At 74.2% G+C, this 9,681-nt stretch carries 10 protein-coding genes; 3 read left to right on the forward strand and 7 right to left on the reverse strand.

Translation table 11 applies throughout. From position 1 onward, the window contains the following. Window positions 1-483 (reverse strand): response regulator transcription factor (locus tag CWIS_RS09895; RefSeq protein WP_231583763.1); only part of this gene is annotated, 483 nt, incomplete at its 3' end. Then, window positions 476-1,825: a sensor histidine kinase gene (locus tag CWIS_RS17645; RefSeq protein WP_082156364.1), complete on the reverse strand. Its 1,350-nt coding sequence runs from the start codon at window positions 1,823-1,825 to the stop codon at window positions 476-478. The genes CWIS_RS17645 and CWIS_RS09895, both read right to left, overlap by 8 nt. A 196-nt stretch (window positions 1,826-2,021) precedes the next feature. Here CWIS_RS17645 and CWIS_RS18040 point away from each other — a divergent pair, with 196 nt between their 5' ends. Continuing rightward, window positions 2,022-2,921 carry a M15 family metallopeptidase gene (locus CWIS_RS18040; protein WP_082156365.1) on the forward strand — a complete coding sequence of 300 codons (900 nt, stop codon included), beginning with the start codon at window positions 2,022-2,024 and terminating at the stop codon, window positions 2,919-2,921. Between the two features lie 116 nt (window positions 2,922-3,037). Here the strand turns inward: CWIS_RS18040 and CWIS_RS09910 are convergent, their stop codons facing one another. The 4 genes from CWIS_RS09910 to CWIS_RS09925 are packed head-to-tail and all read right to left on the reverse strand — an operon-like array spanning window position 3,038 to window position 6,322. Then, complete coding sequence (locus CWIS_RS09910; protein ID WP_048343119.1) at window positions 3,038-3,445, reverse strand: VOC family protein; 408 nt, start codon at window positions 3,443-3,445, stop codon at window positions 3,038-3,040. 9 nt (window positions 3,446-3,454) lie between these two features. Further along, window positions 3,455-3,958, reverse strand: a complete 504-nt coding sequence (locus CWIS_RS09915; RefSeq protein ID WP_048343120.1) for a helix-turn-helix transcriptional regulator — start codon at window positions 3,956-3,958, stop codon at window positions 3,455-3,457. 34 nt (window positions 3,959-3,992) lie between these two features. Further along, window positions 3,993-4,994: a phosphotransferase family protein gene (locus CWIS_RS09920; protein ID WP_048343121.1), complete on the reverse strand. Its 1,002-nt coding sequence runs from the start codon at window positions 4,992-4,994 to the stop codon at window positions 3,993-3,995. Between the two features lie 20 nt (window positions 4,995-5,014). Then, entirely contained in the window at window positions 5,015-6,322 is a 1,308-nt protein-coding gene (locus CWIS_RS09925) for an MFS transporter (RefSeq protein WP_229747305.1), read from the reverse strand. A 177-nt stretch (window positions 6,323-6,499) separates the two neighbouring features. Between CWIS_RS09925 and CWIS_RS09930 the strand changes: the two genes are divergently transcribed. Further along, window positions 6,500-6,787 carry a GNAT family N-acetyltransferase gene (locus tag CWIS_RS09930; RefSeq protein WP_048343122.1) on the forward strand — a complete coding sequence of 96 codons (288 nt, stop codon included), beginning with the start codon at window positions 6,500-6,502 and terminating at the stop codon, window positions 6,785-6,787. Between the two features lie 93 nt (window positions 6,788-6,880). Next, window positions 6,881-7,897 (forward strand): LacI family DNA-binding transcriptional regulator, encoded by a 1,017-nt coding sequence (locus tag CWIS_RS09935; RefSeq protein WP_048343123.1) that lies wholly within the window; start codon window positions 6,881-6,883, stop codon window positions 7,895-7,897. Window positions 7,898-7,967: 70 nt separating this feature from the next. Here CWIS_RS09935 and pgm read toward each other — a convergent pair whose 3' ends face one another. Beyond that, the gene (pgm, locus tag CWIS_RS09940) at window positions 7,968-9,650 is read right to left on the reverse strand and encodes a phosphoglucomutase (alpha-D-glucose-1,6-bisphosphate-dependent) (RefSeq protein ID WP_048343131.1); all 1,683 of its coding nucleotides are present in this window, start codon (window positions 9,648-9,650) and stop codon (window positions 7,968-7,970) included. Between the last annotated feature and the right edge of the window lie 31 nt (window positions 9,651-9,681).

Consider the following 9,681-nt stretch of genomic DNA (forward strand, 5'->3'; position numbering starts at 1 on the left):
AGCCGGACCGCTTCCGGCAGAGGGCTCAGGTGCGCTGCGGCCGGCGGCCCACGCGCGCCACTGCCCGACGACGACGCCGGTGACCTTCGGGTCGAGGACCTGCTCGCCAGCGCGCACGCGGTGCACGGTCGCGACGAGCGTCGCGGGCTCGGTGTCCTTGAGCAGGAACGCATCCGCCCCGGCGCGCAGCGCACCGGTCACGTACTCCTCGTCGTCGAACGTGGTCAGCACGACGACGCGCACGTCACCCAGCAGAGGGTCCGCCCGGATCTGGCGGGTGGCCTCGACGCCATCCATCCCGGGCATGCGCACGTCGAGCAGCACCACGTCGGGCAGCGTGGCGCGGACCACGTCGAGCGCGGCGGTGCCGTCGCCGGCCTCGCCGACGACCTCGACGTCTGGCTCGTGGTCGAGGATCATCCGCAGGCCCAGGCGGATCGTCGGCTGGTCGTCGACGACGACCACGCGGGTCAGGTCAGGCATGTGCGCCCTCCAAGGGGAGCGTGAGGTGGACGGCCCAGCCGCCGCCCGGTCGGGGTCCTGCGGTCACCGTGCCGCCCGCCGCGACGGCGCGTTCGCGCATGTGCAGCAGGCCGCTGCCGCCGCCCGTGTCGCGGGGCCGGGGTGGGCCCGGGTCCTGCACGACGAGCTGCAGCGTGCCGGTCCCCGCGGTCAGCGTGAGCGATGCGGTCGTCGTCGCGGAGTGCACGAGCACGTTCGTCAGCGCCTCCTGCGCGACGCGCACCACGGCGATCCCCACCGCGGGTGCGCACGCCGGCAGGGGAGCGGGCAGGGTCGCCGCCACGTCGAGGCCCGCCTCGCGGACGCGTCCGACGACCGCGGGCAGCGACTCCAGGCCCGCCGTCGGGGCGTAGGGGGCGGACTCGTCGTCGCCCGTGCGCAGCACGCGCACTACGGACCGCATCGCGTCCAGCGCCTCGCGGCCCGCCGGCGCGATCCACCGCACGGCCTCGCGCGGCGCATCGGGTTGGGCGTCCGCGACGCGGTCGGCGGCCTGCGCGCGCACGACGATCGCCGAGACGTGGTGCGCGACCACGTCGTGCAGCTCGCGCGCGATGCGCGTGCGCTCGTCGAGCACCGCCTCTCGCGCCCGGACCTCCTGCAGCGCGACGAGCTGCGCGTTGCGTTCCGCGAGCGACGCGGACGTCTGCGCGAGCCGGTGCACCATCGCCCCGATCACCGCGGAGGCGACGACGAGCGCGACGAGCTGCACGGCCGAGGACAGGTCGAGCACGGGGTGCCAGTCGAACGTGCTCAGGCCCCACGCCGCGTTGGCCACGCCCGCCTGCAGCGCCACCCCCGTCACCGCGGCGACCGGCGCCGCGACCCAGACCGGCAGCGCCCCGGCGCGGGTCACGGCATACGTCGTGGCGAGCAGCGGGATCACGTGGACGAGCGCCTGCATGCGGCCGCCGTCGACGACGAGCGTGTACGTGAGCGCGTACCCGAGCGTCACGAGCAGGAAGCCCGCGCGCGGTGCGGCCCGGCGCAGCGCGATCGCGACGACGAGCCACAGCCCGGCCCACCACCACGTCGCCATGGACCGCGGCATCCAGTAGTCCCACGAGCCCGCGATCATCAGGCCGCCGGCCCACAGCACCCCGACCGTCAGGGCGATCCCGACGTCGTTGCGCAGCTGCGCGCCCGTGGCGCGCGGTGCCAGGGGCGCGCTCGTCAGGGCCGGAGGCGGCGGTGCTCCCCAGCGCAGCAGGGCCTCGGTGGCGGTGTCGCCCTGCGTCGCACCGCCGGACGGCGACGCGTCCGGCCTGGTCACGGCGTTGCGGGCCGGATCAGCGGGCGACATACGCCACACCGTACGCGCGTGCGGCGGTGCGGCCGACGCACCCCAGACCGACACGCTCTCCACCCTGGGGTGGACCCGCGGCGCGCGAGGTCACCGCCGGGTGGGGGTCGCCTCGGCCGAGGGTCGGGTGCCGCGCGCGCCAGGACCCGACCCCAGCCCGACGCCCCGCGCCGCCTCACCCGGCGAGGCTCATGGCATGACGACGAGCACCGGGGCCACGAGCCCCACGCCAGGCCGGTCGGTGCGCTCGGCAGCGATCCACGTGCCGGACCCGGCCGGCGCCGCACACCACCGCAGCGCACCCGGCACCGCCGGGGACGCGGCGGGTGAGGAGCCGCGCGTACCACGCACTGCTCACTCGACCGGGTCGTCGGCACCGGTGCCGGGCGGGGTGCTCGCGGCGGCCGTCGCGCAGGAGGGTGCGCGGCGTCGTCGGCGGGGGCTCGGGTTCGTCGTCGCGCTCGTACTCGCTGGAGGGGCGGTGTACGGGCTGGGGCAGGGACGTTCGGACGCGGCCGTCGGGGAGCAGGGGGACCCGACGGCTGCGTCCGACCGTGGCGCAGTCGGGCCGGTGCCGGCCGACCAGACCGACGACGGCGTCGTCGGCGAGTGCCCCGAGCAGAACGACGAGGGCTGTGACGGGGACGCCGGCCAGGACACCGTCCAGGACGGCACCGACGACGACGCGCACGTCGAGGCGGTCTCCGACGCGCTCGTCGCCACAGGACTCGACCCGACCCTCGCGCGGCGGCTCGCCCGCGCGCAGGCCGCCGCCGAGGCGGACGGCGTGGTGCTGACGCTGACATCGGGCAAGCGGACCGCCGAGGAGCAGGAGGGCCTCGTGGCGGCCGCGATCAAGCGGTACGGGTCGAAGCGCGAGGCCAGCCGCTGGGTGCTCCCGCCGGAGAGCTCCGCGCACGTGCAAGGGCTCGCGGTCGACGTCGGCCCCACCGAGGGCGCGCTGTGGCTCGGCGAGCACGGCCTCGACTTCGGCCTGTGCCGCACCTACGCCAACGAGGTCTGGCACTTCGAGGCGCTCCCGAAGGGCGCCACCACCTGCGCCCCCATGGCCCCGGACTCCTCGTCGGGCTGGTGACCCGATCGACTCAGGTCGCGCTTCGTCGTTCCAGCATCGGTTCGTTGGTGCGAAGCGACGAACCGGTGCTGGAACGACGAACCGGCGGCTGGGGGGCGACGAACTGGGGGCGCGGGCTACAGCTGGTTGATGCGGAGGTGGTTGCCGGCCGGGTCGCGGAACGCGCAGTCGCGCACGCCCCACGGCTGGTCCATCGGCTCCTGGGTCACCTCGGCACCCGCGCCGGCGACCTTCTCGAACGTGCCGTCCACGTCGGACGTGGCCAGGACGAGCGTCGCGTACGAGCCCTTGGCCATCATCTCGGCGATGGTGCGGCGCTCGTCGTCGGTCAGGCCCGGGTCCGCCCCCGGAGGGGACAGGACGATCGAGGTCTGCGGCTGGTCCGGCGAGCCGACCGTGATCCAGCGCATCTGGCCGTAGCCGACGTCGTTGCGCACCTCGAAGCCCAGGACGTCGCGGTAGAACGCCAGGGAGGTGTCGGGGTCGTCGGCCGGCAGGAACGTGGTGTGAATGATGAGGTCCATACCGCCACGCTAGGAGCGCGGGCCGGCGACCGCTTCTCGATTCCTGACGTCTTGCCCGGCGCCCTGCGACGACGAGGGCGGGGCAGTGTCCGACGAGCGCGACGACTGCCGGATGGGCCGCATCACCTGCTTGGCCACACAGCTCGGGATGCCCGCACCGTCGTCGGCGGCCAGGCGCTTGTACTCGCTCGGCGACATCCCCACGAGCTCGGAGAACCGCGTGCTGAACGTCCCCAGCGACGAGCAGCCGACCGCGAAGCACACGTCGGTCACGGACAGGTCGCCGCGCCGCAGCAGCGTCATCGCGCGCTCGATGCGCCGCGTCATCAGGTAGCTGTACGGCGACTCGCCGTACGCGGCCCGGAACTGCCGGCTCAGGTGCCCGGCGGACAGGTGCACGCCGCGCGCGAGCGCCTCGACGTCGAGCGGCTGGGCGTACTCGCGGTCGATCCGGTCGCGGACACGGCGCAGCAGCGCGAGCTCGCGCAGTCGTGCGTCAGGCGTCCCGGTCATGGGCCTCAGCCTGCCTCGCCCCGGCGTCCCGACGCTAGACGCGCGCGGGCTCGGGGGAGCCGAGGGCGTCCAGCGCGCGCAGCAGGTTGGCGTGGCTCGTCGTGCGGTACCACTGCGCCCAGTCGCCCGTGTAGCCGCGCGGCGAGCCCTCGATCGTCATGACGAGCGCGAGCCACATCCGGTACAGCAGCAGCCGCTCCGCCGCGCCCGGCGAGGTGACGTCGAGCGCGCCGACGAGCGCGGCGTCCTCCGGGCGGTCGAGCCCGTCCCATATGGGGTCCGCGCCGACGAGGTCGACGAGCGGGTCGCCCCACATCGCGCGCTCGGGGTCGATCACGCCGACGATCTCGCCGGTGGCGGGGTCGACGAACAGGTTCCCTGGCCACAGGTCGCAGTGGACGACCGACGGCACGACGACCTCGTCGAGCAGGTGGCCGTGCGCGTCCAGCGCGGCGCGGACCCGGTCAGCGGACACGTCGAGGTCCCACGTGGCGGCGTCGGCGAGCAGCGCCTCGACGATCGCGGTGAACGCCTCGCGCCACGTGGCGGCCTGCAGCGCGGGGGACTGCGGGTAGCCGAACGTCGTCCCGGTGACGGTCGCGAGCCGGCCGATGAGCGAGCCGAGGTCGCGCCGGGCGCGTGCCGCTCGCTCGTCGTCGGCGAACGACCCGAACCCGGCGTCCGACTGCGGGACGCCGTCCAACCAGGACGCGACGACGACGTCGCTCGGCAAGATCGTGCGCGTGAAGTCGGTGTGCAGCACGCGCGGCATCCGCAGCGCCGGGTGCTCGGCCGCGAGGCCGTAGACGAGCGCCTCGGTGCGGATGAGGTCCTTCTCGTAGGTCATGAGCCGCGACGTGTCCGTCGGCGCGGTCTTGACGACGACGCGCGTCCCGTCGTCGAGCGTGACGCGGTACGAGGTCGCGAAGTAGCCGCCCTCGAGCCGGACCGCGTCGACGAGCGCACCCAGCGGCGCGACGAGCGCCGTCAGGGCGTCGAGCGGGACGGTCACGGCAGGCGTGCGGGACTCGGTCACGCGAGGAGCGTAGGGCCCGCTCAGGTGTCGCGGTGCAGGTCCGACGGCCCGTCGGCGTCGACCACCCGATCGGCGACGCGCTCGTCGGGGACCGGCTCGTCGGCCGTGTGACCCGCGCGCGCGAGCTCGTCGGACAGGCGCGCCCGGTGGCCCGCCCGCAACGTGCGCAACGAGGCGAGCGTCGCGACCACGGCCGCACCGCCGGCGATGACGACGACGAGGAACCCGGCGTGCGACCCGTGCGCGTCGATGCGCGCCCCGGCGATCGACGACCCGATCGACACCCCGACGCCGAGCGACGTCCCCACCCAGGTCAGGCCCTCGGTGAGGCGCCCCGGCGCGACGAGCTCCTGCACCAGGCCGTTGCCGTTGATGAGGGTCGGCGCGATCGCGAACCCCGTGACGAACATGACGGCCGCGAGCGCCCACAGCGAGTTCACGACGAAGAAGAACGAGACGCCCACGGCGAGCAGCACCATGCCGATCGCGAACCGCACCCACAGCGGCTGCACCCAGCGGCGGGCGCCGTACAGCAGGCCGGAGACCAGCGACCCGGCGGCGAACACGGCCAGGATCAGCCCGGCCATGGACTTGCGGCCCTCCTCCTCGGCGAACGCGACGGTCGCGACGTCGGTCGCCCCGAAGATCGCGCCCATCGCGAGGAACACGCCGATGAGCAGCACCATGCCGGGCGCCGCGAGGATCGACGGACCGCCGGCGTCGTGGCGCGGCGTGGGCGGCGGCTGCGTGCGTCGCTGCAGCAGGAACCAGGTGCCGCCGACGACCGTGGCGACGAGCGGCACGACGATGCCGGCCGTCGGGGTGACACCGGTCGCGAGCAGGGTGGCGGCCGCCGGCCCGATGATGAAGACGAGCTCGTCGAGCGCGGCCTCGAGCGAGTACGCGGTGTGCAGCGCGTTCGAGTCCCCGCGCAGCACGTACGTCCACCGGGCGCGCACGAGCGAGCCGAACTGTCCGCTCACGCCCGCGACGACCGCGGTCACGTACAGGACCGGCTCGGGCGCCTCGGCGACGAGCGCGACGATGAGCGCGACCATCCCCGTCGCGCAGGTCGCGAGCGCCGGGAACATCGCGCGGGCCTGGCCGTACCGGTCGACGGCGCGCGCGATCAGCGGCGCGGTGATCGCCGAGGAGACGATCAGCACGGCGGACACCCGGCCCGCCATCGCGTACGACCCGTAGATCGAGGAGACCGCGAGCACGACCCCGATGCCGACCATCGAGATGGGAAGCCGGGCGATCACGCCGGCGGCGGAGAACGCGAGAGCGCCGGGCCGTGACAGGACTTCGCGATACGGCCGGAACACGGGCCCATCGTCGCACCCGACCTGCTCGCGAGCCGCACGCGCAGCCGTGGTGCCGGACACGTTCGAGGCGCGCCGCGACACGGCGGGACGATTCGGTGATGTGGCGAGACGGTGCGGTGCAGGCGCGCGAGGCCCGGCACGGGTGCGGTCCCGCGGCTCGCGGGTGAGGATGTGCGGATGGTGGACGTGGTGGAGGTCGTCGAGGAGCAGCGGTTCGAGGCGCGCGACGCGGACGGGTCGCTGCTGGGGATCTCGGCCTACGACGCGCAGGGGAGCACCGTGGTGTTCACGCACACCGAGGTGCTGCCCGCGGCGGAGGGCCGGGGGGTCGGCAGCGGGCTGGTGCGCGGCGCGCTGGACCAGGTGCGCGCGTCGGGGCGTGACGTGGTCGCGCTGTGCCCGTTCGTGAAGGCGTGGATCGAGCGCCACCCGGAGTACCAGGACCTCGTGCGCGTCCCCGCCTGACCGGTGCCGTCCGACCGCCGCCGGGTGCGACACGGGCGACCGTGGGACCACGGACTGTGACCGTTCCCGGCCCGGGGTTCTAGAGTGCGTGCGATGGACACGACCGGGGTACCGCGCAGACGGCCGACGATCCGTGACGTCGCGGCCGCGGCCGGGGTCTCGCGCGGCACGGTGTCGCGCGTCATCAACGGCGGCCACTGGGTCTCGCCCGAGGCGCTCGCCGCGGTGCAGGAGGCCATCCGCACCACCGGCTACAAGACGAACCAGCACGCGCGCAGCCTCGTGACCGGACGCGCCAACTCCGTGGCGTTCCTGCTCACCGAGCCGCAGCACCTGCTGTTCGAGGACCCCAACTTCTCGATCCTGCTGCGCGGCGCGGCCACCGAGCTCGCGGCCCGCGGCATGCCGCTGCTGCTCATGGTCGCCGGGTCGCCCGCCGAGCAGGAGCAGATGCTCGGGTACGTGGGCGCGGGGCACGTCGACGGGGTGCTGCTGATCTCCTCCCACGCGGGCTCGCCCGTGCTGCGTGAGCTCGTGTCGCAGGACATCCCGACGATCGCGTGCGGCATCCCGCTGGGCTTCGAGTCGCAGGTGGGCTACGTCGCGGCCGACGACCTCGGCGGCGCCCGCACCATGACGCGTCACCTGGTCGAGCGCGGTCGCGAGCGCATCGCGATGATCACCGGCCCCATGGACACGCCCGGTGGTCGGCTGCGCCTCGAGGGCTACCGGCAGGAGCTCGGCGACCGGTTCGACGAGTCGCTCGTCGTGCACGGCGACTACACGCGGGCCTCCGGCACGGTGGCGATGACGGAGCTGCTCGAGCGGCGCCCGGACCTGGACGCGGTGTTCGCCGCGAACGACCTCATGGCGGCGGGCGCGATGGTCGTCCTGGCCGACGCGGGCCGCTCCGTGCCCGGCGACGTCGCGGTCGGCGGCTTCGACGACGCGGGCGTGGCCGTGACCGTGAACCCGCACCTGACGACGATGCGGCAGCCGTTCGAGCGGATCAGCGCGGAGATGGTGCGGCTGCTGCTCGAGGTCGTGGAGGGCAAGTCCTCCGCGGCGGTGACGCTCCCCGCGTCGCTCGTCGTGCGCGAGTCCACCTGACGCACGCCTGTCCGGACGCGACAGGACCCCGCGGCCCGACGAGGGCGGCGGGGTCCTGCGTCGTGCGGCGTCAGACTGCGAGCGCCGCCGCGACCACGTCCTTCGCCTCCGACTGCACCTGCGCGAGGTGCTCGGCCGAGACGAACGACTCGGCGTAGATCTTGTAGACGTCCTCGGTGCCCGACGGCCGCGCCGCGAACCACGCGTCGTCGGTCGTCACCTTGAGCCCGCCGATCGCCGCGCCGTTGCCGGGCGCCTCGGTCAGACGAGCGGTGATCGCACCGCCCGCGAGCGTCGTGGCCGTGACCTGCTCGGCGGACAGCACCGCGAGCCGGGCCTTGTCCTCACGCGTCGCGGCCGCGTCCACGCGGGCGTACCAGGACTCGCCGAGCTCGTCGACGAGCGCGCGGTGGTGCTCCGAGGGGGACTTGCCGGTGGTCGCGAGGATCTCCGAGGCGAGCAGGCACGCGATGGGCCCGTCCTTGTCGGTCGTCCACACGGTGCCGTCGGTGCGCAGGAAGCTCGCGCCCGCGGACTCCTCACCACCGAACCCGACCGAGCCGTCGATCAGCCCGGGCACGAACCACTTGAAGCCGACCGGCACCTCGAGCACCTGCCGGCCCAGCTTCGCGCCCACGCGGTCGACCAGGGACGACGAGACGAGCGTCTTGCCGATGGCCGCACCCGTGGGCCACTGCGGGCGCGCCCCGCCGAACAGGTAGGAGATCATCACCGCGAGGTAGTGGTTCGGGTTCATGAGCCCGCCGTCGGGCGTGACGATGCCGTGCCGGTCCGAGTCCGCGTCGTTGCCCGTGGCGATGTCGTACGGCGCCGGTCCGTCGCCCGCGGTCATGCGGCTCACGAGCGAGGCCATCGCGTACGGCGACGAGCAGTCCATGCGGATCTTGCCGTCCCAGTCCAGCGTCATGAACGGCCAGCGCGGGTCGACGGTCGCGTTCACGACGGTCAGGTCGAGGCCGTAGCGCTCACCGATCACGCCCCAGTACTCGGCCATCGCCCCACCCAGCGGGTCCGCTCCGATCCGCACGCCCGCCGAGCGGATCGCGTCCAGGTCGACCACGTTCGCGAGGTCGTCGACGTAGGCCGTCAGGTAGTCGTGGCGCTTGATGAGGTCGGACGCGATCGCGCGCTCGTACGGCGTCCGGGCGACCCGGCGCCAGCCGTCCGCGAGCAGCTCGTTGGCGCGCGCCGCGATCGGGCCGGTCGCCTCGCCGCCTGCGGGGCCACCGTGCGGCGGGTTGTACTTGAATCCGCCGTCAGCGGGCGGGTTGTGCGACGGCGTCACGACGATGCCGTCGGCCAGGCCGGGCCCGCGCGTGCGGACGCCCTCCGACGTGCCCGCGCCGTTGTGGCGCAGGATCGCGAGCGACACCGCGGGCGTCGGCGTGAACGAGTCGCGCGCGTCGACGTGCACCTCGACGCCGTTCGCGACGAGCACCTCGATCGCCGTGCGCTGCGCAGGCTCGGACAACGCGTGCGTGTCACGGCCGATGAACAGCGGGCCGTCGGTGCCCTGGCTGCGGCGGTACTCCACGATCGCCTGCGTGATCGCGACGATGTGCGCCTCGTTGAACGCGGTCGACAACGACGAGCCGCGGTGGCCGCTCGTGCCGAACACGACCTGCTCGTCGGGGACCGTCGGGTCCGGTACACGGTCGTAGTAGGCGCCGACGAGCGCGTCGACGTCGATGAGGTCCTCGGGCTGGGCGGGAGTTCCGGCGCGCGGGTGCATGCCGCCCATCCTTCCCCGACGACCACGCCCC

This window comes from Cellulomonas sp. A375-1 (genome assembly GCF_001040865.1).
Lineage (GTDB): Bacteria > Actinomycetota > Actinomycetes > Actinomycetales > Cellulomonadaceae > Cellulomonas > Cellulomonas gelida.